Below are 24,803 nucleotides of genomic sequence, written 5' to 3'. Positions count from 1 at the left end.
ACTAAGTTATGGCTTCTATTGCCCGCAAAAACTTATTTGAAGATATTCCCCGCTTTCTTGTTGCTCAAGCAGGCATTATGTTTGCTGTCAGTCTGGTAACAATTCAAGTCGGCATTCTGGATGGCTTTAGTCGATCGACAACTCGATTGATCGAGCAATCAGATGCCGACTTGTGGATTGCCTCCAAGGAAATGCTCCAGTTAGAAATCACTTTACCGATGCCGCTGCAACAACTCATTCAAGCGCGGGAAGTGGAAGGGGTAGACCATGCAGAAGCTGTTATTTCTCGTAATTCCCTTTGGCTGGATGCCAAGGGGAAAATCGTTCCGATCAGAGTGTGGGGCTTTAATCCAACGGGTCGGTTGTTTAGTAGTTGGTCAATGTCTCAGGGAACACCCAATGCTTTGAAAGAGGCCTACACCTTCATCACAGACAGGAGTAACCTCAATACGCTAAATCTCAAGAAAGTGGGAGAAACAGGCAAGATCGTACCTCTAAAAGCCAAGCTGGTTGGATTAAGCGAGTTTACTCAATCGATGGCATCTAGTACATCTATTTATTCTTCCTTGGAATCTGCGAATGCGTTTACTTCAGGATTAGGCTCCTCTTTAAATTGCACGATCAATTCTGGCGATGTGGACTGCAAAAATCCGCTCTCAACGGCTGATATTCCACCAAGTGAACCTCAACCTCAACCGCGCCGTCTAAATTTGGTAGATCAGATCACCTATGTACTGGTACAAGCAAAACCAGGACAAGATCTTCAGGTGCTGAAACGGCGCTTGGAGGCAAAGCTTCCTAACACTTACGCTTACACCAAGGAGGAAATGGCATCAATTACGCGCTCCTATTGGCGAGAACGGACTGGAATTGGTTTTATTTTAGGACTGGGCGCAGCCGTAGGGGTGATTGTGGGAATTGTGGTTGTCAGTCAGATCTTGTACTCATCGGTTTCAGATCATCTGAAAGAGTTTGGAACTCTGAAGGCAATGGGAGCGTCTGATTGGGTAATCTACGGCGTAATTACAGAGCAAGCGCTGTGGATGGCAATCTTGGGATACATTCCCAGTATGGCGCTGTGTTGGGGATTGGGTGCTTGGACGGTTGCCGCGAAGGGAATTGTAATTTTAATTACACCAACTACCGCGATCGCTGTTTTTGGACTCACCGTGTTTATGTGTGTTGGCTCTGCCCTGATTGCAATTCAAAAGGTAACTCATGTTGATCCTGCCATTGTCTTTAAAGCTTGACCGCTTGACAAGCGATCGCTCAATAACACACCTACTCAGACAAGGGACTCATCTGGTATTCTCGTTACATTAGTTAGTAAACCACTACTTCCGCTCAATTAATTTATGAAATAATCCAAATCGTGCGGACAACACGGATTATTGATTGAAGTTAAAATCTCAATCCTCGCTCATAAATTATTAAACATCAGCCACTTTTTGCTTTTGTCTACGCCTGTATCATCTACACGCACCCAGAGATTGAATCAATGACTGCTTCGCAAATTCATATTAACAAACTAGTTCAGCATCCAGAGTACTCTGTATCTACTGTGCAGGAGCGTTCCCTTCATACCGCAGGCACGTGGGAAAAGTCAGACAAACGAGCAGTGGTTGCAAAGGGTGTAAAGATGGCGTTTCGCTCTGGAACGGATTCTACCCCAGTTCTTCATGGCGTTGACTTGGAGATTCCTCGTGGTGAAATCCAATTGCTGATGGGACCTTCTGGTTCGGGTAAAACGACTCTTCTCTCTATTTTGGCTGGTATTTTGACTCCAACATCAGGAACGGTGTGTTTGCTGGGTCAAGAAATTACGCGCATGTCAAAAAATGAGCTATCGCGCTTTCGCTTGAAAAATATCGGCTTTATCTTTCAAGGATTCAATCTATTTCCAGCTCTGACTGCGGCTGAAAATGTAGAAGTGGCGCTGAGAATGAAGGGCATTCGCAAAAATGAAGCGCGCAAGCAAGCAAAAGACCTGCTGATAGAAGTGGGTTTGGATCAGCGCCTGAACCATCTTCCTCGTGATTTATCGGGTGGGCAAAAGCAAAGAGTGGCAATCGCCCGTGCTTTGGCAGACAACCCTAAACTGATCATGGCAGACGAACCGACTGCTTCCCTCGATTCTCATAGCGGACATGCGGTCATTGAACTGCTGCGTAAACTTGCAAAAGACAATGGACGCACTGTACTAATCGTTACTCACGATTCTCGACTGATAGATGTGGCAGACCGAGTGACCTATCTAGAAGACGGTCAATTGAAAGATCAGCTTGAATGATGGCAAGTTCTAAATTTTGAGGTATGACTGTTGAGCTGAAGTGGATTCAATCCTCAAACCTCATCACTCAGACTTGATCATGAAAGACAGTTCTATCGTTCGAGATCTTCAAGGTGGCTTAATTGTCTCTTGTCAGGCTCCGGCTGAATCTCCGATGCATCAGCCGCAGGTGATTACGGCAATGGCAGAAGCCGCGATCAATCAAGGAGCGATCGCCATTCGGTTAGATACACCTGCCCACGTGAAAGCAGTGCGGCAAAAGACTTCGCTTCCCATCATTGGCTTGTGGAAGCAGCAAATTCCAGATTTTGAGGTTTATATTACGCCCCAGTTTGATCACGCGGCGGCGATCGCTCAGGCAGGAGCTGACATTATTGCCATCGATGCAACTCTGCGATCGCGCCCCAATCACGAAACTGTTGAAACCATAATTGCTCGAATCCACACTGAGTTAGGCAAGTTAGTGATGGCAGATGTGGATACATTAGAAGCGGCGATCGCGGCAACTAATGCGGGAGCCGATTTGGTAGGTACTACCTTATATGGCTATACCGCCGACACCCAACACCTCAAACCTCCTGGCTTTAGTTTATTGGCTGAATTAGTTAAACAACTGCAAGTACCCGTTATTTGTGAAGGCGGTATAGCCTCTCCTCAAATGGCAAAACAAGCCTTGGATATGGGAGCCTATGCGGTGGTAGTGGGCACTGCTATCACGGGGATCGACCTTCAAGTGAAGGCTTATGCAACCGCTTTAAAGACTCAACATGACCTTGGTTGCTGTGTAGAACATTTTCAAGCCCATCAAATCTGTTTATTCGATGTCCCTATTCCAAGCTATTGCAATCTGATCGATACTCGGTTACGAGAATATAACCACAGCGTTTCAACCGCTCAGCCATTTTTTACCATTAAACGACAGCCGCATCCGCTCCATCTGTTTTTAATGGATGAACATCAGACAATTTTAGGTGGCTTGATTGGGTTCACTTCTAACTGGAACTGGCTAGAGATTGATTTGCTTTGGATCGATGAACCGCTGAGACGACAAGGATACGGCGATCGCTTGATGCGGCTAGCAGAACAAGCAGCCCAAAAACGCGGTTGTACCTCCGCACGGGTTAGCACTTTAAGTTTTCAAGCAAAAGGTTTTTACGAAAAATTAGGATACGAGATAGCTGGAGTGTTAGCTGACTATCCACCCGGTCACACCCACTACACGCTGCAAAAAACGCTCTCATAACATGGCAAGTATGTGGGTGAGGGCGCAACATGGGATGACTCATGGTTGGAAACTGCTCTTAAACCTGCTCCAAATGCTGGGCACTCACAAAAATTTAGAATGTGAAAGTGGTTCTAACGGTGCCAATCACCACATCTTGGTTCCGTTCATTGTGGTCGGGAGCCGTTAGCCACACCACACCCGGAGTAATCGAGATGTTGTCATTGACGCGGTATTGATAAAATGCTTCTACGTGAATGGAGGTGCTGGGATCTCGACCGATCGCCGCTCTAAGTCCGCTAGAAACTCCAGAAACTCGGGGTTCCATGCCAACAATTATGCCGCCGACGCTGCCATCTTTCAGCAAATCGGGAAATGCCAAGCCCACTGCCCAGTTCCAAATGTCGATATCACCCCGTGGTAGCAAACCTCGCGTTGCAAGAGTGCGGGTCTTGGTGTAACCCACCGAGCCATTGATCACAAACTTAGGACTGAACTGGAAAGATGCCCCTGCTCCATAGGCGTTGCTAGAAGTGGGAATATCCAGCCCTGTAAACGGATCTAATAGCAAAGGATTATTAGCTAGAGTGGATCGCAAGTTGGCGCGGTTGCTGCCTGTCGAACCATTAGCGGTAAAGTCAGTGTTGTAGGCATGAATGTAAGTCAAACCAACAGTGAATTGTTCCGACGGTCTTAAAGTCAGTTGAGCGATCGCGCCATAGGGTCCATTAAACAGTCCTCCACCTTGTGATGGAGAGCTAGCATCATTGGCTAGATACCCTGCACTGATCTCAATAAAATCATTCAATTGATACTGCAAACCGATCCCCGTACCATTGAGTAAGTAGTAAATAGGATTGCGAGTACCAAATTGGGTCAGTGCGCCGATGCCACCATCTCCATCCAAGAAAGGATTAATCGTATCGGTGAAGTCATCGATCGCACCCGCATTGGCTTCCAGCACTACTGTCAGCTTTTCACCTACGGGAAACTGGTAGAGCAACGCATCAATGCCAACTGAGTTATTGTTGTCATTATCAAAGGCTGCTCCCGCAAACCGTAGATCCCCTTCAGGCGTAAAAGTCGAGGCACCTGAAAGAGCATTGAGGCTAGTGGCTTGCAAGCGGGTTCTCAGTAAATCTGCACCCGTGAAGGTCGTGTCGAAGTCAAGCCGAACGCGATTACCCACAATCGTAGTTCTAGGAATATCGCGCCCAATTGCATCTTGTCCGGTAAAGGCGCTAACCACGCCAAACACAACTTCACCACTGATTTTTGTGGTGGTAGAAAACTGCTGCTTCTCCAGGGTTGCCGTACGAACCTCCAAACCTTCAACACGACCCCGCAGTGCCGACAACTCAGCCGCAAACTCTTCCTGAAGCTTTTTGACTATTTCCAAGTCTTCTTTTTTAACAAAATCCGCCGTTGCAGCGGCAATTAACTCCTGAATTTTATCTAGGCAGGCGTTTAAACCAGCGGCAAACTCGTAGCGGGTGAGTGCCCGATTGCCGCGAAAAGTTTTGTCGGGATAACCCACGATGCAGCCATAGCGCTCTACCAACGATTGCAGCGCTTGAAACGCCCAATCGGTTGGTCTAACATCCGTTAGCTGAGCAACAGAGGTGACTTGCTCTAGCCCATCTTCCGTGATTGGCTCAGCCTCAAACTGGGCCACTTCAGAGATGTCTAATACTGATGCAGCCGTTTTTTCTTGAGCCGATACTGACGAAATTGCGATCGCCGCCAACAAAGCAGGACTGAGCAGGAAAGAATTTTTAATTAATTTCAACATCTACTTACCTCACACCAACACATTAATTAGGTCTAACTGTCGAACTCCCCTTTCTTAAAAAGAAAGATCTCTTAAAAACAGCGGTTCAAGCTGTCCCTCAGAGCGATAATGATTATCATTCTAGGACGAGGTTGGTAAAAGCTCAACCTTTAGATTTAGAACAGACTTAATAAAAATATTTCTCAACTAAGATTTCTTATCAAGGGAAATCTTATCCTGTTCATTGAACCATAAATCATCTCATTGCTCACACAATTGAGTTTAGATTTTTCGTCCTGTTCTCCGAACATATCCCCCTGTAGGGGATTTAATCTAAAAAACTACCCATTGTTGCCTCTGATTCTCAATAAAAATTGGCTAAGTTCGCAAAAACCTAGACCCTCTGTAGCTTCAGTCAAATAAGCCGGACAGTGAGTCAGGCGATCTCGATATTCAATCACATTTGCCACTCCAACGGAAAGCGGAAAATGGCTTGAATTAAATAAGCTTTCGTCATTGGGGCTATCGCCAACAGTGACGACTTGAGTGGGTAGAATGTCAGGGAAATAGTCAGTTAGCACCTTCAGCAGACCTGTTGCTTTGTCCTGGTTTTGAGGCTTGATGTGTCCTTGAATACTGCTATAAGTGAAATCCCGGCCTGCTTGTCGGCAGCGATCGCCCAAGGCTAAAATTTCTGTGGTGGTTAATCCAGCTAGATCAAATGTCCAATCGGTGATGCGAAACGGGTTATCCATAGATGCTTGCAGATGGGGATAATCGGCTTGGAGGTCGCGGAACTGTTGAGCAAGCTGCTGACGGTGCAAAGCGCCATTTAGCAGATCTACTAAAAACTCCCCGTGACTGACGGTGTTGCTATAAAAAATTCCACCATTTTCTGCGATCGCTCCAGCAATGGGTAAATAGTGAGCTAAGCTGCTCACCCATCCTGCCGATCTCCCAGTCACAATCAGCACCTGCAAACCTGCCTCTGCTAGTGCTTCAAGCGCTTGCAGCATCTTTGGCGCAAACTTACCTGCTTCAGTCAAAGTGCCATCCATATCCGTCGCAATCAGTCGGGCAGCTTGAAAGCAATTTTTTTCAGTCTGAGATAAATGCGATAGAAGAGTAAAGACCATTGCGTTTATCCAATTTTCACATTTAGTTTCTCTCTGCCTATTTGTTGATGTCCACACTAGCGCGCACGAACAAACGATTCGCCGTCTATTAATACTTAATCAAACGCTACAAAAACAACATTTAGAATAGGGTGCAATCAATACAGTCTTTTTCTTAAAGTTTGCTACACCTAGTTAGGGGCATGTAGACCACACCCTTATTTTGGGCACTCTTTTAAATAGAATCAAACCTCCTGTAAAAACGCTATGTCTGTTCCTATTTTTCTAGTGGAACCTTTGCTGGCTCAAGCTCCTGGCAAAGCTGTCAAGCAAACTCCTACTGCATCCGCACAACCTGCAAAGTCTGCTGAGGCTGGCTCCAATATCCTGTGGCTAGGCACATCTGGCGGGTTACTTCTACTTCTGGTTGCTTTGGGGGTTGTTTCCAAGTTAAGCATTGATAAAGCTGCTAAACAGCTTAAGTTTGAAACTTTCAAGAACCGCGAACTTCAAAAGAAGCTGAAATTTGCCGTTGAAACCATTGGCAAAATGGAGCGAAATCCTGATCTCATTCACTCTCGCGAGTTTAATTTGGACTATTTGCGGATGCGGATGGATGAAGAAGTCTTTCACTTTGCAATTTTGAATCAAATTAAGATGAAAGTGAAAGACAAAATTACCATGGCATTGCGATCGTCTCAGCCGCATCAGGGTGAAGTTGGAATTGCCAGCGGTGGTCGGCAAGTAGACGAAGTATTTGATGTGGAATACGAACCCGGTGATCTGCCAAAAGGCACGAAGCGCGTGTTATTCCGGATTGAAATCAGAATTCTCAAATTGCCAACCCAGCCAACCTCTGTCACCATCAATCAAATTATTGATTGTATTGAAACGTTTCTTAGCCCTACTAGCGATCACGATAGCTGGCAGCCCACAATCCAAGGTCGTATTGCCAATATGCGCTGGGATCAAAAAGCAAAACCAACTCCACTTCTAGTGCTAGAGCAAACTCAAGAAGGCTCAAACGTCACGTTTAGAACGACTCGCATGGCGCAAGGTGCCTAAATTGGCAGGTAGCAGCATTGAACGAACAATGAACGGGGTGCAGAATACTTTTACTGGCTTTCACTAGGTGTGTAACAATCTGTCTTATTAACGGTTGCACAAATTAACGGGTAGAGCTAATTGGGTGAGAAACAGTTATTAAAATCTCCAGGGATGCTAATCGCCATGCTAGTGGCGGCGGCACTGGGAGTGGCAGGATTAGGAATCTATCTGGCATTACGCCCTTCATCCACCAGCCAACCCGGTTCTTTGAGTCCCTCTCCAACGGCTGAACAATCAGCTAATACCATCACCGCACTGGGGCGTTTGGAACCAGAGGGCGAAGTGGTTAAAGTCGCTGCTTCTTCTACTTCGGGTTCTGCTGTTCCGATATTTGGTACTCCGCGAGTCGCTCGTTTGCTGGTTCAAGAAAGGAGCCAAGTGAAAGTGGGGCAACCGATCGCAGTCTTAGATGTATACGATCGCTTGATGGCAGCAGCCCTACAATCTCAAGCACAAGTACAGGAAGCTCAGAGTCGATTAGCTCAAGTGCAAGTGGGTGCTAAGCGGGGCGATATTGAAGCGCAGCAAGCGACAGCAGAATCACGCAGAGCAACAGTTGCAAAACTGGAAGCAGAGTCGAGTACGGCTAAGTGGGAAGCACAAAGCTACCAAAATTTATTTCGCGAGGGTGCAATTTCTGAGCAGGAAGCGAGAAATCGCCAACTCAAAGCCGAAGCAACTGCACGAGATTTAGATCGAGCCAAGCGTGAGTATGACCAGGCACTGAAAACCCTTGCTAGCGTTGCTGAAGTGCGCCCAACGGATGTGCAGCAGGCGCAAGCGCAGGTGAATGTGGCAATGGCGGGCATGCAGCGCTCTAAGGCAGATCTAGAGGCAGCAGTTGTGCGATCACCCATTACGGGGCAAATCATTAAAGTACACGCCCGCGAGGGAGAACAAATTGGCGGCGATGGGCTGGTAGAAATTGGCAAAACCGATCGCATGTATGCCGTTGCTGAAATTTATGAAACTGACATTCAAAAAGTGAAACGGGGACAAAAAGCAGTCATCACCAGCCCAGCCTTTCCGGGCGAAATTTCTGGAGTCGTCGATCAAATCGGGCTTGCCATCCGCAAAAATGACGTATTGAACACTGACCCCGCTGCAAATACCGATGTGCGCGTAGTGGAAGTGAAAATTCGTTTAGATGACAGCCAGCCCGTTTCTGGGTTGACGAATTTGCAAGTTAAAGTCAACATTACGCCTTAGAGGAATTCATCATGTTTGCAATTCCCCTGGCTTGGTTGCAGCTCAAACGCGAGAAAATGCGCTTGCTGATTGCACTAGCGGGAATAGGGTTTGCTGTAATTTTGATGTTTATTCAGCTTGGCTTTCAAGATGCGCTGTTTGACAGTTCTATCGGCATGCACAAAGAGCTACAGGGAGATGTCTTTTTAATTAGCCCCCAATCTACTGCCATGATTGCGATGAAAAGTTTCTCGCAGCGGCGGCTCTACCAAACGCTGGGGTATGACGGCGTGGAGTCTATTAGTCCGATTTATTTGGATTTTGCCCTGTGGAAGAACCCAGAAAATCGTCGCACACGCGGCATTTTGGTGATTGGCTTTGATCCATCCAGACCGATTTTTAGTCGTGAATTGGTGTCTGATCTGACTCCGATTCGTCTAGCGGATGTGGTTTTGTTTGATGAAAAATCGCGGGAAGAGTTTGGTCCCATTGCCAAGTTGTTTGCAGAAGGCAAGCCCGTTGTGACAGAAGCCGCAGGTCGGCGATTAACGGTCGGCGGGTTGTTCTCTTTGGGCGCATCTTTTGGAGCCGATGGCAATATCATCACGAGTGACACCAATTTTTTACGCATTTTCAGCCGTCGTACCAGCGGCATGATTGACGTCGGCATGGTGACATTGAAACCGGGTGCTGATTTGAATAGTTTACTCAAACTAATGCGGCAAGATTTGCAGGATTCGCTGCAAGATGTGAAAGTCTTATCTAAAGCAGAATTTATTGAGTTTGAGCGCAACTACTGGAAAACCAGTACGGCGATCGGGTTTATTTTTACTTTGGGCACGGCGATCGGTTTTTTAGTGGGCACAGTCATTGTGTACCAAATTCTCTACACCGACATTACTGATCACTTGGCAGAGTATGCCACGCTGAAAGCCATGGGCTACCGTAATTCTTACTTGCTGACGCTGGTGTTCCAAGAAGCGGTGATTTTGTCAATTTTGGGCTTTATTCCAGGACTGCTGCTGTCTTTAGGACTGTATAACTTGACCCGGAATGCGACCGCTTTGCCGATCGCTATGACGACTGATCGCGCATTCTTAGTGTTGTGTTTGGCGATGATCATGTGCACTATTTCGGGGGCGATCGCCGTTCGTAAAGTTCAAGATGCCGATCCCGCCGACATTTTTTAGACCCCATCCGTTCTAAATGATGAGATCAAAAGTTTCTAATTCACCTTGTCAAAACGTACTCATAACGAGTATGATTTAGAGGTTCGGAACTTTCATCTACACAAGCTGCCGAAAAATACGACAATTTTGAAGGAGATGCTATGACAACCACTTTACAAGCCTCGCAAACAGCTTTAGTCAAAGCGCTCAATCGCAATCAAGCAAATGCTCTGGTTGCCTACCTCAACTATAAGAAATATCATTGGCTCACCTTCGGTCCACTTTTCCGCGATTTGCATCTGTTGTTTGAAGAACAGGGCGGCGAAATCTTTGCCATGATTGATGAGTTGGCAGAACGTAGCCTAATGATTGATGGCACACCTGTTGCGAATCCTGCCGATTATTTACCGACAGCTTCGATTCAAGGCTCCACAGCTGAGATGTCAGTGCGGGAAATGATTGAGGAGGCGATCGCGACTCATGAGCAAATCATTGACGAGATGCATGGAGATGCAGATGCAGCGGCCAATGCAGGTGATATTGGCACAGCAGATTTATATACTCGCTTAGTGCAAGTTCATCAAAAGCACCGCTGGTTTTTGAAAGAACTGCTGAAAAAGGGCAATGGCTTGACTGCATAACTATATGTGCTTTGAAGGCGATGATCGCCTTCAAAGCACATGAGTACATCTGGGTTAGATAGGTGCCAGACTTCGTCTGAACGCCCTTCGGTTTGAGCGCTCAAACCGAAGGGCTCTCAATTAAATGTTGTCAAAGTTTTTGCGCCAAATATCTACCCATATGTAGGTGAAGTCAACTTGCGGTGAAGGTACCGTAAGTGTAAGTTTGGTCTTCACCTGAAGCAAGGAAGCTTTGAAATAAAAGTGCGCTTTGGGCTGTTCAAAAAGTACTCGAAAATAATGCAATTATTCTTTAAGGGAACTTAGAAAGGTTTATGAGTTCCATCAATCAAGAAGCCTGGATGACTCAGGCAGACTACGCCAAAAAACTGCGTCCCTTACTTCCCCCCGAGGCCTTTATATCGAATCCAGACAAAGTTTGGATTTTGTTGATTAATCTAGCAATCTTGTTTGCAGGCTGGGCGATCGCCGATCATCTTGATCACTGGCAGTGGTATTTTCTCTGGCTCTATTTACCCTTGGCGCTAGTAATGGGTAATAGCGTAATTGTGCTTCTGTTTAGCACTCATGATGTTATGCACAACCGCACCATTAGCAATCTCTGGTTAAGGCGAGTCATCAGCATACTGGGTCTAACCTTATTGTGGATGCCGCCCACTTTGTGGAAAGCAGTACATAACCGTGAACATCACGGCAAGACTAATTCTGTGCAAGACCCTGATCGCAATTATCTGCACTCCCAACCCAACACGTGGGGAAAATGGATTCAGAATGCTTTCGTTCCTTCGGCTGAGGTGAATCCCATCTTATTGACGATTGGTATGGGTCATGCCTGGGGTATCCACACGTTTCGGAATCTAACTTCAGTGTTGCTGTTTAATGATGGCGAGACAAAGTATCCCGTTGTTGCCTTCACGGTCAGCGGCAAGGAGCGGCGGGCGATCGCCCTAGAGTTCTTGGGGATTTTGGGACTTCATATAGGTCTGCTAGCCTATTTAGAATTCAATCCTGTGAAGTTGCTGCTGAGCTATTTTTTACCTATTTGGATTGGCTACGCTGGCGTGATGTTTTACATCTACACGAATCACATGGCGTGTAGAATGACAAGTCTCAATGATGTTCTTGTGAACAGTTTGTCGATTCGAGTGCCCAAGGTGTTCGATTTACTCCATCTAAACTTTTCCTATCACACAGAGCATCATATTTTTCCGGGGCTAAGCTCAGATTACTACCCAATGGTTCAAGCATTATTGCAAACTCACTACCCAGAGCGGTTTAATTTGCTAGATGCTGGCAAGGCATGGCAGATAATGCTGCAAACACCTCGACACTATAAGGGTGAAAACATCTTCACCGATTGGTCTGGAGACAAGTCTGTGGTCTGTCCTATTTCAAGAGACGACCGTTTTGCTGAGGACGCTAAATTAGAGGTTGCGGCTAGTTAATGTGACTGAAGTTTGACTCGCTACATGGCGAACTGTAATTGAGAGCCTTGGTCTGTTTTGACTACTTCGATGCGAGACTGAAAAGCTTCTTTGAAGTGGGGAACGTGGGTGACGGTGAGGATGCAGGCAAAGTCGGAGGCGATCGCGTTGATGGCGGCAATCAGGCAATCGCGTCTTCGTAAAGCGTCGCAAATTCGCCAGTAAACCCAATGCTTTCTAATGTGAAAGTGCGATCGCTTGCCAGTTCACCATATCCCTGTAAAAACCACAGTCCGTTCTCTCCCCGACGAAAGCATTCCACTCGTTGACGTTTGGTACTTACTAGCGCATATTCTTGCAAGCTCTCTAGCTGGCGGTAGTCGGCAAATTTGTCGCCGCGATCGTAGGCTTCTGTCGATTCAGATAATACTTCCACAATTAGTTTAGGAAATCGCTTGTAAGCGGCTGTCTCTTGATCTCGCGGGTCGCAAGTGACCATCACATCGGGATAAAAAAAGCGATTGATCGACTCAACGCGTACTTTCATATCAGTGATGTAAACTCGACAACCGGAACCTCGCAGAAATTGCCGCAGTTCAGCCGCTAGGTTGAGCGAAATTGTGACGTGTGCATCCACCGCTCCCGCCATTGCATACACGTCGCCATCTCGATATTCGTGCTTTTCAATGCTTTGCGCTTCCTGTTTGAGATACTCATCAGGAGTTAGATGGGCAAAATCAGGGCTGGCAATCATGGGGTTTTCCTAAACGTTGACTCCTGAGTTTCTCCATTTTATGGTTTATTGAGTGGAGCAAGTGAGTGATCGCATGTCTATGGCACAAAAACACATCATCAAGAACTAGATAGGTAAAGCAGCTAGCGATCGTTGCAACTTGCAGCAATATATCTGCCTGTTTAGCAACATCGACACAAAAGACTTAAGTTTATCCACCCAAACTGAAGCATTATCCAGAAGTTTTCTGCGTAATTCCCTTATTTGGAATATTATGCAGAAATTTTCTGTATAAGTCCCTAATTTGGGGTGTTATACGGAAAATTTCAGTATATTGAGTTGTTAGCCTTGTTTTTAAGTACGATTTAATTACTTTAGTAGGGTGGGCACACTACCCATGCTCAGGTGAACAAATGAACTATCCCTGATTTATGGGCGTTTCAGAGATCCTCGATAAAACTGGAAATTTACGACCATGCTTTGAGAATTTCCTTTTAGGAAAATAAAGCAAGCTGAAACTGTAAAGGTCTATTTTCTCGTTGGTCGTTTCGCCATTTTATTAGTACAAACGCTCACCTTGACAGGGGAAGGTGGGCACACCTAAACCGAAGTGGAGCAAAGAATAATGAAATGGTATATGCAAGTTTGGAAAAAGTATGCAGTTTTTAGTGGACGAGCACACCGGACGGAGTACTGGATGTTTGTCCTCTTTAACTTGATCATTTCGTTTGGATTGGGATTGATCGAGGGGATTCTTGGGAGAGCTACCAACACTGACCAAAGTGTTCTTAGCGCTATTTATTCACTAGCTATCCTAGTACCGAGTATTGCTGTAGGTGTCCGTAGGATGCATGACACTGATCATAGTGGATGGTGGATAATAGTACCTATCGCAAATCTGATATTTGCAGTTACCAAAGGCACAGAAGGAGAAAATCGATTTGGCTCTGCTCCTAAGTTGTAGCAGCATTTAGATGAATAAGAACGAGAGGATAGATAGTGTAATCATAGTGTGATCGCAGATCTTTTAGGTTGTGTTGACGAAGGAAACCCAACAACTTCTTACTAAATCAATTCTGCCGCTTCAGTGATCGCCAGCTAACCCTTGCGTGTACCGGACGAACGGCATCCTCTGGCTTCGGTTCAAGGTTATCTGTCACCGGTGACGCTCTCCGTTAGCTGTCTTCCTTGATTCGAGGTTCCTGTTACCGAGCAGTTATCTGTTTGTGGCAGAGGTTGAGTTAGTGAAGGTTGCGTCAGTGAGGGCGATCGCATGAGTGGCGCAAAGTCTCAGCAGCTTTGGGGTGAGTATCAAAGGTTGAGTATTGAGGACGATCTCTTTTGTAGTTTAAGGTTCAGAGAGGTTTGCTGTAGAGAGGGCGATCGGTTGTGTTGTAACGGTTGAGTTCATTAAGTTTATTGCACGTCAGCCAGCTAACATAGTCCCTGAGGTGGACGGAGTCAGTAGAGAAGTCTGAACCTTTAGTTTTGGTGTATTACTTGCTTTTGGATGCCCAACAAAATCGTCTGTAGTTGGTTAGTGAATTGTTTTTATTCTCAACTTCAGATTTATTCAGTTACCTATTTCAGGCTTGCTTGATTTTTACATTTGTCTCGCAGTTGTTTTTTCTGTTGATTTCTCCATTGTTTATTTGATGTTTAACTGGTTTCATTTGTCAGGAAAATGAGTGACTAAATTGCCAACCGTTTGACTAACGGTGATTGCTTCTGTCTCAATGCAGCAACATACTTCTCCTCATCATAGGGAGTGTTGTCCTGCCAACAGCGCCACAAAATTCTGCCCCACTTGTAAGCCAGCGATCGAATCGCTTTTTGATGACTTTTGCCCGCTTGTTTTTGCTGTTCATAGAACGCCTGTGACCAAGCCGAAAACCGTCTTGCCTGGTTGACCCATTCCACAAACGTCTGCCTCAAGAAAATCGGACAAGACCAGCGCCAGTGAACCCATCTTTTCTTCCCACTTTCCTCCTTAACCGGAGCAATCCCCACATAACTCATGAAGGCTTGTGCAGAAGTGAAACGGGAACGATCTTCTCCAAACGCCACGAGTAATCGGGGTGCTAAATGGGGACCTGCTCCTGGCAACTCGGCAAATAAGGGCGCATCCGGGAGTGCCTCAAACAAGTGGGCAATGGTGTCATTAAAGCGGGTTAGTTGTTGGATGATGACCTTCAAAAGAGCAACCAGTGCCAGTGTCAAGGCTTGCGCGGGCACGACGATCGCCTCGTCTGGTGTCAAGGGTGGACCTGCATCTTGGATTTGTTGGATGCGACGGGTGATCGCGGTGCGCCTGACCACCGTATGAGAGCGAAAGAACAAGGTCAACTGCTGTGAGGTAGCCGCTTGAGCAGATTTGACATCCGGGAACTGTTGGAGGAAGTCACAGAACAGGCGGGTGTCCTTATCCTCAAACCAATCGAGGACTTGAGGGAAATAGGACTTGAGAGAGGCAGTGATGCGATTGGTCAATCTGACCTTCTCTTGCACTAACATCCGGCGCGACTCCACCCATTGTCTGAGGGCGCGGATTTGAGGACAGCCTGTCACCCAGCGTTCTAATTTCTCGGGATGCTTCTGCATCAGTTCGACCAAGATGCGGGCATCCACCGGGTCTGACTTAGCCCGAGAAGGTTGGAAGGCTTTGCGGTAGTTTGCCACCGTGCGAGGATTAATCGGAAACAACACTAAATTGTCATACTGACAGAGAGCATAGAGCAAGGGACCTCGTTTCTGTTCCAGGGCAACGGCAATTTTACCCTGACCGTAACGAAGCCTGAGCTGATTGACCCAATCTAAAATGTCTTGAGGACGGGTTTGAATGACGCTCTCTTGCCAGGTGCCAGAGGCACAGTCATAGAGGGCAATATCGTGTTTCCGATCTGCCCAGTCAATGCCGATGTAAGCGACATAATCATCAGTTGTCATGGTAGATTAAAGTCCATTGATTTTGATTGAACCGAGAGAACCTGCCGCCTCCACCCGCGAAAAGATTATGGAAACGGTTACAGCCTTATTCCCTGAGAATTCGTTATTTTGTGATAAGACAAAGGCAGAGAGTCGATTCGATATGTTAGTAGTCATCGAATGACTTCTAGTGCATAGTCGTCCTCTAGCCCTGGCAGGCTCTCCCGCTTTTTACTCTAAGCTTTTCTGTAATCGGTTTAGCTCAAGGATGAGGAGCGAACGATATGTTAGTAGACATCAGGGCTGTCACTCGCTGCATGGTCGTCTCCTTTTGCCTTTCTATTGGTCGTCTTCCCATAAAGTCGTTGCAGCGGACTTAAGGAAGCCGCTGGTGCTGAGTTCGAGGTACTTGCAGCCGCTGACCTCAGCCGTTACATTGCGAACTGTAATTGAGAGCCTTGGTCTGTTTTGACTACTTCGATGCGGGACTGAAAAGCTTCTTTGAAGTGGGGAACGTGGGTGACGGTGAGGATGCAGGCAAAATCGGAGGCGATCGCGTTGATGGCGGCAATCAGGCGATCGCAGCCTTCGGCATCCTGGGTACCAAAGCCTTCATCCACAATCAGCATTTGGAGTGCCGTGCCCGATCGCTGCGCCAAAAACCGTGCCAATGCTAGGCGAATTGCAAAGTTAACCCGAAAGGCTTCTCCGCCAGAATAGGTTTCGTAGGGGCGTGTTCCCTGAGTATCGGCAATTACAATGTCTAGCGTTTCGCTCCACTTAGTTTGTTTTAGCTTTGCCTTAGAACTAGTACCTGACCGTTGAGTCACAAATTGAATATGGAGTTGATTGGCGCTGAGCCGTCCTAAAATGCGGTTAGTTTCTACCTCAAGTTGGGGCAGAGCATTTTCAATCATTAATGCTTGAATGCCGTTTTTGCCAAATGCCTGCGCGACTTCTTGATAAACCCGCTGTTGATGGGTCAGGGTTTGAAGCTGTAGGGCGATCGCAGATTGTTGCTGGGTTAAAAGTGCAAGCTGTTGATGTTGCTGCTGAAGCCGACCCAACGCTGAAAGTTGCTGATCCAAGTCCCTCCGACGGATACTGATCTGCTCTTCTGTGGCTTGGATTAGATGGCAGCGATCAGGACTGGCTTGAAGTTGCTGCTGTAGTGTTTTGACTTGTGCTTTGGCGATTTTTAGACTGTTTTGACGCTTTTTTAAATTGGATTCTAAGTCTGTTAATCGGCGCTGAAATTGAGGGTACTGCTGCTGATACTTATACAGTTCTTGATAATGTAGTTGGTAGGGTTGAGCCTGTCTTAAAGCAATGCGCAAAGAGTTATGTTTATCTATGTCATATCCAATTTCGTTAAGCTGTTGATTAAACTGTGACAGAGCAGCTGCATAGTCTATTTTGAATCGCTCAATCTTGCTTTCTAGTTCAATCCGTTGAGCCTGAAGTTCGGGTTGCCGCTGGGCAAGATTGATCTGCCGCTGCCGCGCCTGTTTGATTTCTGACTGCTTGATTTCTGCCCATCGCCAGCGATCAACTTGCCCTCGTGCCAGGGCATGATCTTTTTCGTCATAGTTTAGCTGTTGCAGTCGATGATCAATTTCTGCTAGCTCTTCGTTGAGATCTGAAGCGTAGCTACCTATATTCAGCGTATGTTCCAACTTTGCCGCTTCCATCTGAAGCTGGCTTAAATTTGCTTGCCCCGAAATGGTGGATTGTAGTTGTTCTTGCAACTGCCCCCGGCGTTCCAATACGGTGGTGTAGTCGGTTAAGCCTTTATCTATTTCGCGGTATTCCTGCCGCAAAATTTGAATTTCTCGCTCCGAGGCGGCGAGTTGCTCTCGAATCACCCAAATTTCCTGCAAGACTTCCGATCGCGTGGTCTGGTGCTTTTTCAACACAAGGCTCCAGTGATGCTCATCTAACGGGCGATCGCAAAGTGGACAGGGGGGATAGGCGTGACTGGTCTCTTCAATATCGGCACTCGTGTTAATCGCATCTTGCTTTAGCCAGTAGATCTTCTGATCTACCTCTGCTAATTGGGTTTCGTAGTCGCGCTGCTGTTCTTGCAGCCTCTCCATGAAGTTGCGCCGCTCTACGCCTTTTTCCCGCACTTGCTGCAAATAGTCGCGCTGAGATTCTAGTTGAGCAATGCGATCGCTCACAGACACCACTGCCTGCTGCAGTTCGGGTTGGCGCTTTTGTTGATGGCTGAGTTGATGGGCGGAAGCGCGCAGTTCTTCTAACCGTGCCGATAGGCGAGTGTGGCTCCGATCAAGCTGTTGCTGAAGCTGTTGGCGACGCTGAAATAATGGGGCTGCCTGAAATTGAAGTTGGTCCAGCCGGGTCAAATCAGTCCGGGCTTGCTGCAACTCTTTCAGCGCTTTTTCGACCTCTGGGGCTTTTCGCAAACTGTGCTGAATTTCTTGCTCTTGCTGGGCGATCGCTTCAAGCTGCGCCTGGGTTTGCTGTAGGTGACGGTGCAACTCAGCAATTTTTTCCTGGTGTTGCTGCTGGTACTGCTGTTGCTGCGTTTGCACCAGTTGGTGGGTTTTGAATTTGGCAGAGAACTGTTCTTCTTGCAACTGCAAGGTTTGAAACTGAGCGTATCCAGCCGCGATCGCCTCAGCTTGGTGCAACAAGGCTTCTACTTCTTGCTGTTGCTGATGAGCGGCTAAAAGTTCTTGTTGAAGGCGCTGACAGTCTTGTTCTAAAGTTTTTTCTTGCTGCTGCTGCCAGGTGAGCTGTTGCTGCCAGGTCAACCGCTGCTGCTGGCAACCTTGAAGCGCTTGCAAGGTGGCTTTATCCTCGATCTGCTGGCGTTGCATCTCTGCTAAGGTTGCTTCCACGATCGCCTGTTCCGCAGCGATCGCGGTTTGCTGCTGCAATTGCTCCGCGATCGCCTCCAAGTTGCGTTCTAATAAATCAATTTGTCCTTTTAGCTGCCGTGATTGATCTTTCGCTTTTTCTGCCAACTCATCATATTGATTCAGCTTGAGTAAATCCGCCAGAATTTGTTTACGCTCTGTCGGGCGCTTCACCATAAACTCATCGGCTCGTCCTTGCCGCAGATAAGCCGAATTAATAAAGGTGTCATAATCCAGCTTCAAATGCTCCAAAATAAGCTGCTGTGTTGCACGAACTCCCTTCGCCGTGAGGGAACGAAAACGAAGGGAAGAAGAGTTCTGAGTTCTGAGTTCTGAGTTCTGAGTTCTGTTCCCTATTCCCTGTTCCTTGTTCCCTGCCTCTTCCATCGCCACCTGAAACTCCAGCGTGGCTCCTTGGGCGCGTTGACGAGTGCGAAGAATGCGATAGGTGTGTTGGTTCGTCGTAAAGATGAAATCGACTTGCACTTCTTGAGTGCCCATATGGATGACATCATCTTCAGAGGTAACGCGGCTTTCTCCCCAAATAACCCAGGCGATCGCTTCTAGCAAGGACGATTTTCCGGCTCCATTGGCACCACAAATGCAAGCTGTGTGCAACCCTTGAAAATCTAAAGTGGCTGCTTGATAGCTAAGGAAGTTTTTAAGAACGAGCCGCTGAGGAATCATACTGTAAGCAGTTTTGATGCTACTAAGTTTTAGCGTAGCAGTACGATTGAACTTTAGTACGGTCGATCTTTAATTTAGCTACACTTTTTGAAAGATTTTCCGCTAAATTTATTCAGTTTTTTGGATAATTAAACTCGATTTTGGCGATCGCTCTACTCAACTTTTTAGTTGGTAAAACGTGAGTGTGGTATTTCCATAGTTTTTTTGACGGCAGATTTCTAAGGTTGTTGGAATAGAGAAATCCAAGCCCTTTAGACGGTGTTCCACTGCCAATTCACCATTTTCAGACAACAAATTGTGGGCTGCAATCGCGTTCAGCACGGGTTGATATAACTCGCTGGCATAGGGTGGATCAAAATAAATGAGATCGAACTGTTGTCCTGATAAGGTGGGCAGTTTTTTAACCACATCGCCGCGAAGTAATTGAAAAACCTGCCCTTCTGCCGCGACCTGCTGCCAGTTTTGCTCAATCACAGAACAGGCGCGAGACGATTGCTCAATTCCCACGACGGTAGAAGCTCCGCGACACAACGCTTCTGCGCCCATGGCACCCGTGCCAGCACACAAATCGAGCCAGCGACAATCGGCGATCGCACTCTGCCAAATATTGAACAATGCTTGTCGCACCATAGATTGAGTCGGGCGAGTATCTTTGCCAGACAGCGTTTTAAGGGCACGATTGCCGTAGATACGGAGGGTCATTTGGCGACCGAAATTGGGTTGCCGACTATCGTCTGCCTACTTTCCACCAGCTTTACAAAATTTGCTAAGATTTGCAGCCCCGCCGTGGAAGACTTTTCGGGGTGAAATTGAACTGCCATCAGGTTGTCACGGGCGATCGCGGCGGTGACGGTTTGGCTGCCGTGGGTAATGGTGGCAGCTTGAAAAGCGGGGTCAATCGGCGCAACGTAGTAGGAGTGAACAAAATAAACCCAGGGATTAGCCGGAAGTTGCTGCCAAAGTGCGAGATTTGCCTGGGTGAAGTCTAGCTGGTTCCAGCCCATGTGAGGAATGGTGATACTGGGTTCGTGGGTGAAGCGTTGGACGGTGCCCGGAATGATGCCTAAACCGGGTTCCTGTCCTTCTTCGCTAGAGTCAAACAAAATCTGCAAGCCCAGACAAATGCCCAGAAAAGGCTTGCCGTTGACGATCGCTCGTTTAATTGGCGCTTCCAACTGGCGAGATCGCAAGTGTTGGACTGCCGGATCAAAAGCACCCACACCGGGCAACACGATCGCATCTGCTTGGTCAATTGCGCTCGGCGAATCGGTAATGTGAGGAGTTGCGCCTGCTTTCTCTAAGCCTTTGCAGGCAGAGTGCAAGTTGCCCATGTCATAATCCACCACAGCGATTGTCGGCATTTTTTTGCATCCTTTGTGACCTTCGTCAGTAAAATTGTAGTTTGAATGACAAACTCTTGACCTACCTTGCGGCGAACTGACCAGTCAGCGCAAGCGATCGCCTAGCTAAATCTTTTTCACACCAACGCCCAATGTCCATTCTGTTGACAACCTTTGACACCTGGAAACCGACTCAACCTTCAAACTCATCGGATGATTTAATTACCGAACTGGTGCAGCGTAAATTGTTGCCACCCCACACTCACTTATCTCGAAATATTCCTGTTGATTTTCAGCTTGCACCTGAAAAAGTTTTGGCTGTGGTTGATACAGTACAGCCCGATGTGATTGTTTGTTGTGGCATGGCAGAAAAGCGATCGCACCTCACCGTCGAAGCCAACGGCAGGCATCAAGGTGAAATTCTTTATACCAGCATTTCTTTAAAGACATTAGTCGAACAGACTCAAACTACAGCGATTAGTCACAATACCGGACGATTCGTCTGCAACTATCTATATTATTCAGTCCTCAAATATATTCAATCGCATCAGCTTAAAACTCAATGCTTGTTCGTGCATGTACCTCCGTTGAACCCAGAAAATTTGGATGCGATCGTACAAGATTTTTCCACCATCTTGAAACTGCTGCAACCCGTCACCTCTAGCTAAGCTCAATCGTTTTATCACTCCTATTTTATGCTGTCGTTTTTATCCGCTGTCGTGTTTGCCCAGGCAACACCTGCTCCTGTTTCTAACGAAGTCAAAGTGCTCCAGACCGTGCGCGTGTTGCCGGGAAAACTGGATTCTGTCTTGGTATTTAACAGCAACAGCCCAGAACTGGTGCAAACCGAAGGCATTTTGCTGTCTACCTTTCCGCCCACGGGCAAACGCACTCCTGCTGCCCATTTGAATGTGCGCCTTCAGGGACGCTTTGATGTATTCGCCCACCACATTGCCAAAGCCAAAGCCCCAGACGACTTGAGGACGCTGTATCTGGGTGTGCTGCTACACAATCCCGGCGGCAAACCTGTGACGGTGGATGTTTTGCAAGCCGCCAGCTATTTGAGCCAGCCCGATGCGCCTTTTATCGATTTGCCTGCCTATGTAGATAATCCCCTGGGCACGGTGTTTGCGGGACCGGGGAGTCGCGCCATGGTGGATATTTTGCGAGGGAAACGCCCGGAAGGTTTTCCGGCTCAGATTGTGATTCCGCCGAGACAAAGCCGGATGCTGCTGAATTTGCCGATTCCAGTGAAAGAACTACAGCCGCCAATCAATGGGCGATCGACCCTGATGCGTCTTTCTAGCAATGCCCCCGTTTATGCGGCTAGCTTAGCGCTGTTTGCTCCAACGGATGCAACTGGCACAGAACGCGCGCCCACGATCGCCGAATGGCAGGCAGTGGTAGAGTCTGGAAAACTAGCGGAACCTCGCGACAAAACGCCCACACCACCCGATCAAACAACAGGACAAATCATTTACGGACGTGTGGCAGGGGTAGCAAAAGGATCGCGCTGGATCGCTCAAGTGGTTGATCCTCCCGGTATTCAACTCAACAATCCGGCAACTTGGTCGCTCACCATCCCCCCAGCCGGACAAGCGTTTTCCTATGGGCTGAGTACCCTACTGCGGGGCACGTTGGGCACGGGGCAAAATCAAACCGCCCGAATGGTGGCGCGCTATCCCGATACGGCGTATCAAGCTCATGGCAATTATGCGATCGAATATAACCTGACGCTGCCCCTGCAAAATCTCACGAATCAAACCCAAACCGTCGCAATCATGCTGGAAACGCCAATCAAGGAAGATCAGCCCAAGGATGGAAATCTACGGTTTTTTGAACCCTTGCCCCGTCAAGTCTTTTTTCGGGGAACCGTGCGGCTGCGCTACACCGACGATCGCCGCCTTCCCCAAACCCGCTATGTGCATCTAGTGCAGCGACGCGGACAACAGGGCGAACCCCTAGCCGTGATGACGATGAAACCCGGCGATCGTCGCTTGGTTCAGTTCGATTTCCTTTATCCTCCCGATTCCACTCCACCGCAAATTCTCACGGTCAAAACCCTAAAGGAATAGCGGTTGAAGGATTGACTCAGTTGCGATCGCCCAAGCTCTCAAACGGCGACTTCAAAAACTTTGCTTTTGCTGTGCGATCGCTGAGTTTATCCTTGCCATTCTATCCTCGTCCTCACCTGGAACTGCTGTATCTCAAAGCCTTAGCCTTCTCAATTGCACTATCAACGTTAGGCAAAGGCTGTCCATGTTTCTCCGCTGTTTCAATCCACAGCTTTGTGACAACTTCCAATTCTTGTAATGTTTCAGACAAAGTTTCACCCTGAGCCAAACATCCCTTCAAAGCTGGAACTTCTGCAACATAGCCACCCTCATTACATGGGTAAATTACAGTGGGATAGTTCATGCTTGACCTTCTTCGTCTTCTTGAATTTCTGTCTGCTCCATCAATCCAATCACTCGCGTCACGTAATGGATTGTAGATGCTAATCGCACGAAATTTCTGCGAATAGATGTATCAACCAATTGGTAAATCTTACTGCAACATCTGTATGGGGACGAAGAGCTTGGCTTGTAATTGCTTTTCCCAAAGGGTAGCCAGGTTCATCATGCCAAGCAAGATACGTATGAATAACTGCTTTACTGCGATGTACTTTTTTGAAAGTCGTTATGTTCCTTCCAGACGCTTGTTCAACACATTCTCGTGCAAATAACAAAGACCTCGGCTCTGCAAGTTCTGCACAAAAGTCCTCTAGCATGCCAGAATTCTGATTATTTGGCATAAGCCAAAACCCAAGCCTAGGTTCGTCTACAGCACCATCAACTATAGTTCCATTAATGTTAGGAGTTTTCGAGAGCGTATAGCTATGGTTATTGGTCTCTAATTTGCTTTTGATGCTATCCCATCTACCTTCAAGAGAAGGTTTGTCAGCATCCAGCATAACGCCTATTACTTGGGGAGGATTGGGGCGTACGATTAGAGCATTTAATCTCTTCAAGACTCCTACGTCTGAACCACATTGGTAAATGCCGAAAGTTTTGGGAACACTATGGGCCGCGCACAGAGCCATGACCACATGGCAATCATTCTGTCCTTCAACAAGCAATACTTTATCTGAATCTTGTTCGCAAACGTCGTTCATACTACTTACCGCACTTCAACGTCCATGTCAATAGCATCAGTAAGGGTTTCAGATGTATATTCCGTTGCTCTAATAAGCCCGTCCTTAACATCAAGCCTAAAGAAAGCACCAAGGTCAGGATATTTATTCCAAGCACTGTCAAATCCTTCTATACAATCACGACTATGAGTTGTCGCAAAAACTTGAACATTTAGCTTCTCTGATAGTTGAAAAACGATATTCCAAACTTTAGGCTGCACACTCCAATGCAAACCATTTTCAAACTCATCAATTAAGAGAAGACCGTTCTGAGCACTTACAAGAGCAACAATAATATGAAATAAGCGAGTCATACCGTCTCCCATACTTTTGAGAGGCAGCGGCTCATCTATTCCCTCGATCCTGATTAGAGGAATACGCCCGTCATCTGAGCGCCCATTGCTAATATCTTCTACAAAAGAGACTCCAGAAACCCGATTATCAATTAAGCCAAGGGCAGAAATGATTTCCGAACCTAAGTCAGTTAAACCTATCAAATCCCACAAAGCGGCTAATCTGCGATTGGGCATGTTTTCTGTCGGGACGCTTTGCCATGGGTATTTGAACTCATCCTGCCTTTCGTATAACATTCTGGAGCTGATACGCCGAGTGTCTCTCACATCTCTATCTAATCTAAAAAGTCTTCTAGTCTTTTCACCTTCTTCTGCTACAAGAAAAACTTCAACATTCGATAGATCTTCATCAAAGAGACCCAACTGTACACCCGGAACGCGAATTTTTCTTATAGTGCCTTCGTCATCATTCTTATTTTGATAGGCGGCAACACCAATATGAAGCTTTGTATCTGAGAATACTTCTCCAAGTAAGATGCCTTGTTCTCCTACCTGGGGCAATTTATGTCTAAAAAAAAGATGGCGCACGGAATTGCCAGTGAAATTTTGAGATTGTGGTTGAGCTTCACTAACCCAAGTCTCTTGTCTCGACTTTACAAGATTAAAAAGGACTGTAGGAGAGGCATTGCTAGCATAAAGTTCGACTGCTTCAAGAAATGCACTCTTTCCAGCATTATTTTTTCCAACAACTAAGTTGACACGATTCAACCTTCCAACTTCAAGATGTTGAAAGAGCCTAAAATTACTTACCTGAATGGATTCCAGCATACAAGCTCTCCGTAAT

The 24,803-nt window shown here is 46.9% G+C and carries 22 protein-coding genes; 12 read left to right on the top strand and 10 right to left on the bottom strand.

Annotated features, from left to right (window positions below):
- Positions 1-8: 8 nt before the first annotated feature.
- From JOY44_RS18235 to JOY44_RS32195, 3 genes are all read left to right on the top strand, one after another.
- Positions 9-1,250, top strand: a complete 1,242-nt coding sequence (locus tag JOY44_RS18235; RefSeq protein WP_171575008.1) for an FtsX-like permease family protein — start codon at positions 9-11, stop codon at positions 1,248-1,250.
- Positions 1,251-1,498: 248 nt separating this feature from the next.
- Positions 1,499-2,290: an ABC transporter ATP-binding protein gene (locus JOY44_RS18230; protein ID WP_171575007.1), complete on the top strand. Its 792-nt coding sequence runs from the start codon at positions 1,499-1,501 to the stop codon at positions 2,288-2,290.
- 79 nt (positions 2,291-2,369) lie between these two features.
- Positions 2,370-3,533 (top strand): putative N-acetylmannosamine-6-phosphate 2-epimerase, encoded by a 1,164-nt coding sequence (locus JOY44_RS32195; RefSeq protein WP_171575006.1) that lies wholly within the window; start codon positions 2,370-2,372, stop codon positions 3,531-3,533.
- 94 nt (positions 3,534-3,627) lie between these two features.
- On the opposite strand, the gene JOY44_RS18220 is transcribed toward JOY44_RS32195, so the two are convergent.
- On the bottom strand, positions 3,628-5,304 hold the full coding sequence (locus JOY44_RS18220) for an iron uptake porin (protein WP_171575005.1): 1,677 nt from the start codon (positions 5,302-5,304) through the stop codon (positions 3,628-3,630).
- Positions 5,305-5,624: 320 nt separating this feature from the next.
- Positions 5,625-6,419, bottom strand: coding sequence for an HAD-IIB family hydrolase (locus tag JOY44_RS18215; RefSeq protein WP_171575004.1), 795 nt, complete (start codon positions 6,417-6,419; stop codon positions 5,625-5,627).
- Between the two features lie 246 nt (positions 6,420-6,665).
- On the opposite strand from JOY44_RS18215, the gene JOY44_RS18210 reads away from it, so the two are divergent.
- From JOY44_RS18210 to JOY44_RS32425, 6 genes are all read left to right on the top strand, one after another.
- Positions 6,666-7,463: a hypothetical protein gene (locus JOY44_RS18210; protein ID WP_171575003.1), complete on the top strand. Its 798-nt coding sequence runs from the start codon at positions 6,666-6,668 to the stop codon at positions 7,461-7,463.
- A 120-nt stretch (positions 7,464-7,583) separates the two neighbouring features.
- Positions 7,584-8,714: an ABC exporter membrane fusion protein gene (locus JOY44_RS18205; protein ID WP_197985550.1), complete on the top strand. Its 1,131-nt coding sequence runs from the start codon at positions 7,584-7,586 to the stop codon at positions 8,712-8,714.
- Between the two features lie 11 nt (positions 8,715-8,725).
- Positions 8,726-9,883, top strand: coding sequence for an ABC transporter permease DevC (gene devC / locus JOY44_RS18200; RefSeq protein ID WP_171575002.1), 1,158 nt, complete (start codon positions 8,726-8,728; stop codon positions 9,881-9,883).
- A 140-nt stretch (positions 9,884-10,023) separates the two neighbouring features.
- Positions 10,024-10,503 (top strand): Dps family protein, encoded by a 480-nt coding sequence (locus JOY44_RS18195; RefSeq protein ID WP_171575001.1) that lies wholly within the window; start codon positions 10,024-10,026, stop codon positions 10,501-10,503.
- A 314-nt stretch (positions 10,504-10,817) separates the two neighbouring features.
- Positions 10,818-11,948, top strand: a complete 1,131-nt coding sequence (locus tag JOY44_RS18190) for a fatty acid desaturase family protein (protein ID WP_171575000.1) — start codon at positions 10,818-10,820, stop codon at positions 11,946-11,948.
- A gap of 47 nt (positions 11,949-11,995) precedes the next feature.
- Positions 11,996-12,130: a hypothetical protein gene (locus JOY44_RS32425; RefSeq protein ID WP_281063311.1), complete on the top strand. Its 135-nt coding sequence runs from the start codon at positions 11,996-11,998 to the stop codon at positions 12,128-12,130.
- Here the strand turns inward: JOY44_RS32425 and JOY44_RS18185 are convergent.
- A complete protein-coding gene (locus tag JOY44_RS18185; protein WP_171574998.1) occupies positions 12,109-12,681 on the bottom strand; it encodes a Uma2 family endonuclease in 573 nt (190 codons plus the stop codon). The genes JOY44_RS32425 and JOY44_RS18185 overlap by 22 nt on opposite strands.
- A gap of 604 nt (positions 12,682-13,285) precedes the next feature.
- Here JOY44_RS18185 and JOY44_RS32190 point away from each other — a divergent pair.
- On the top strand, positions 13,286-13,624 hold the full coding sequence (locus tag JOY44_RS32190; protein ID WP_171574997.1) for a DUF805 domain-containing protein: 339 nt from the start codon (positions 13,286-13,288) through the stop codon (positions 13,622-13,624).
- 728 nt (positions 13,625-14,352) lie between these two features.
- Here the strand turns inward: JOY44_RS32190 and JOY44_RS18175 are convergent.
- The 4 genes from JOY44_RS18175 to hisH all read right to left on the bottom strand — a co-directional run bounded on the left by JOY44_RS18175 (position 14,353) and on the right by hisH (position 20,515).
- Entirely contained in the window at positions 14,353-15,606 is a 1,254-nt protein-coding gene (locus JOY44_RS18175; RefSeq protein ID WP_171574892.1) for an IS110 family transposase, read from the bottom strand.
- A 410-nt stretch (positions 15,607-16,016) separates the two neighbouring features.
- Entirely contained in the window at positions 16,017-19,154 is a 3,138-nt protein-coding gene (locus JOY44_RS18170; protein ID WP_171574996.1) for an AAA family ATPase, read from the bottom strand.
- 156 nt (positions 19,155-19,310) lie between these two features.
- Positions 19,311-19,856 carry a 16S rRNA (guanine(966)-N(2))-methyltransferase RsmD gene (rsmD, locus tag JOY44_RS18165; protein WP_171574995.1) on the bottom strand — a complete coding sequence of 182 codons (546 nt, stop codon included), beginning with the start codon at positions 19,854-19,856 and terminating at the stop codon, positions 19,311-19,313.
- The gene (hisH, locus tag JOY44_RS18160) at positions 19,853-20,515 is read right to left on the bottom strand and encodes an imidazole glycerol phosphate synthase subunit HisH (protein ID WP_171574994.1); all 663 of its coding nucleotides are present in this window, start codon (positions 20,513-20,515) and stop codon (positions 19,853-19,855) included. The genes rsmD and hisH overlap by 4 nt, the downstream gene beginning before the upstream one ends.
- Positions 20,516-20,646: 131 nt before the next feature.
- Between hisH and JOY44_RS18155 the strand changes: the two genes are divergently transcribed.
- The gene (locus JOY44_RS18155) at positions 20,647-21,162 is read left to right on the top strand and encodes a peptidase C15 (RefSeq protein WP_171574993.1); all 516 of its coding nucleotides are present in this window, start codon (positions 20,647-20,649) and stop codon (positions 21,160-21,162) included.
- A gap of 27 nt (positions 21,163-21,189) precedes the next feature.
- Positions 21,190-22,569, top strand: a complete 1,380-nt coding sequence (locus tag JOY44_RS18150; protein WP_171574992.1) for a DUF3370 domain-containing protein — start codon at positions 21,190-21,192, stop codon at positions 22,567-22,569.
- A gap of 112 nt (positions 22,570-22,681) precedes the next feature.
- On the opposite strand, the gene JOY44_RS18145 is transcribed toward JOY44_RS18150, so the two are convergent.
- The 3 genes from JOY44_RS18145 to JOY44_RS18135 all read right to left on the bottom strand — a co-directional run bounded on the left by JOY44_RS18145 (position 22,682) and on the right by JOY44_RS18135 (position 24,787).
- Positions 22,682-22,912: a type II toxin-antitoxin system HicB family antitoxin gene (locus tag JOY44_RS18145; RefSeq protein ID WP_171574991.1), complete on the bottom strand. Its 231-nt coding sequence runs from the start codon at positions 22,910-22,912 to the stop codon at positions 22,682-22,684.
- Positions 22,913-22,991: 79 nt separating this feature from the next.
- A complete protein-coding gene (locus tag JOY44_RS18140) occupies positions 22,992-23,648 on the bottom strand; it encodes a DUF3226 domain-containing protein (RefSeq protein ID WP_171574990.1) in 657 nt (218 codons plus the stop codon).
- Positions 23,649-23,653: 5 nt separating this feature from the next.
- Positions 23,654-24,787 carry an AAA family ATPase gene (locus JOY44_RS18135; protein WP_171574989.1) on the bottom strand — a complete coding sequence of 378 codons (1,134 nt, stop codon included), beginning with the start codon at positions 24,785-24,787 and terminating at the stop codon, positions 23,654-23,656.
- Positions 24,788-24,803 lie beyond the last annotated feature (16 nt).

This window comes from Leptolyngbya sp. Cla-17 (assembly GCF_016807185.1).
Lineage (GTDB): Bacteria > Cyanobacteriota > Cyanobacteriia > Leptolyngbyales > Leptolyngbyaceae > ULC077BIN1.
This window is presented reverse-complemented; position numbering and strand designations above follow the sequence as displayed.

What these genes read in the sequence shown, in the direction of transcription:
- JOY44_RS18195 (WP_171575001.1), top strand. Translation starts at nt 10,024, where the DNA reads ATGACAACCACTTTACAAGCCTCGCAAACAGCTTTAGTCAAAGCGCTC.
- JOY44_RS18175 (WP_171574892.1), bottom strand. Translation starts at nt 15,606, where the DNA reads ATGACAACTGATGATTATGTCGCTTACATCGGCATTGACTGGGCAGAT.
- JOY44_RS18220 (WP_171575005.1), bottom strand. Translation starts at nt 5,304, where the DNA reads ATGTTGAAATTAATTAAAAATTCTTTCCTGCTCAGTCCTGCTTTGTTG.
- JOY44_RS18185 (WP_171574998.1), bottom strand. Translation starts at nt 12,681, where the DNA reads ATGATTGCCAGCCCTGATTTTGCCCATCTAACTCCTGATGAGTATCTC.
- JOY44_RS18230 (WP_171575007.1), top strand. Translation starts at nt 1,499, where the DNA reads ATGACTGCTTCGCAAATTCATATTAACAAACTAGTTCAGCATCCAGAG.
- JOY44_RS18210 (WP_171575003.1), top strand. Translation starts at nt 6,666, where the DNA reads ATGTCTGTTCCTATTTTTCTAGTGGAACCTTTGCTGGCTCAAGCTCCT.
- JOY44_RS32190 (WP_171574997.1), top strand. Translation starts at nt 13,286, where the DNA reads ATGAAATGGTATATGCAAGTTTGGAAAAAGTATGCAGTTTTTAGTGGA.
- JOY44_RS18150 (WP_171574992.1), top strand. Translation starts at nt 21,190, where the DNA reads ATGCTGTCGTTTTTATCCGCTGTCGTGTTTGCCCAGGCAACACCTGCT.
- JOY44_RS18190 (WP_171575000.1), top strand. Translation starts at nt 10,818, where the DNA reads ATGAGTTCCATCAATCAAGAAGCCTGGATGACTCAGGCAGACTACGCC.
- JOY44_RS18145 (WP_171574991.1), bottom strand. Translation starts at nt 22,912, where the DNA reads ATGAACTATCCCACTGTAATTTACCCATGTAATGAGGGTGGCTATGTT.
- JOY44_RS18155 (WP_171574993.1), top strand. Translation starts at nt 20,647, where the DNA reads ATGTCCATTCTGTTGACAACCTTTGACACCTGGAAACCGACTCAACCT.
- JOY44_RS18170 (WP_171574996.1), bottom strand. Translation starts at nt 19,154, where the DNA reads ATGATTCCTCAGCGGCTCGTTCTTAAAAACTTCCTTAGCTATCAAGCA.
- JOY44_RS32195 (WP_171575006.1), top strand. Translation starts at nt 2,370, where the DNA reads ATGAAAGACAGTTCTATCGTTCGAGATCTTCAAGGTGGCTTAATTGTC.
- JOY44_RS18215 (WP_171575004.1), bottom strand. Translation starts at nt 6,419, where the DNA reads ATGGTCTTTACTCTTCTATCGCATTTATCTCAGACTGAAAAAAATTGC.
- JOY44_RS18235 (WP_171575008.1), top strand. Translation starts at nt 9, where the DNA reads ATGGCTTCTATTGCCCGCAAAAACTTATTTGAAGATATTCCCCGCTTT.
- devC (WP_171575002.1), top strand. Translation starts at nt 8,726, where the DNA reads ATGTTTGCAATTCCCCTGGCTTGGTTGCAGCTCAAACGCGAGAAAATG.
- JOY44_RS18140 (WP_171574990.1), bottom strand. Translation starts at nt 23,648, where the DNA reads ATGAACGACGTTTGCGAACAAGATTCAGATAAAGTATTGCTTGTTGAA.
- hisH (WP_171574994.1), bottom strand. Translation starts at nt 20,515, where the DNA reads ATGCCGACAATCGCTGTGGTGGATTATGACATGGGCAACTTGCACTCT.
- rsmD (WP_171574995.1), bottom strand. Translation starts at nt 19,856, where the DNA reads ATGACCCTCCGTATCTACGGCAATCGTGCCCTTAAAACGCTGTCTGGC.
- JOY44_RS18135 (WP_171574989.1), bottom strand. Translation starts at nt 24,787, where the DNA reads ATGCTGGAATCCATTCAGGTAAGTAATTTTAGGCTCTTTCAACATCTT.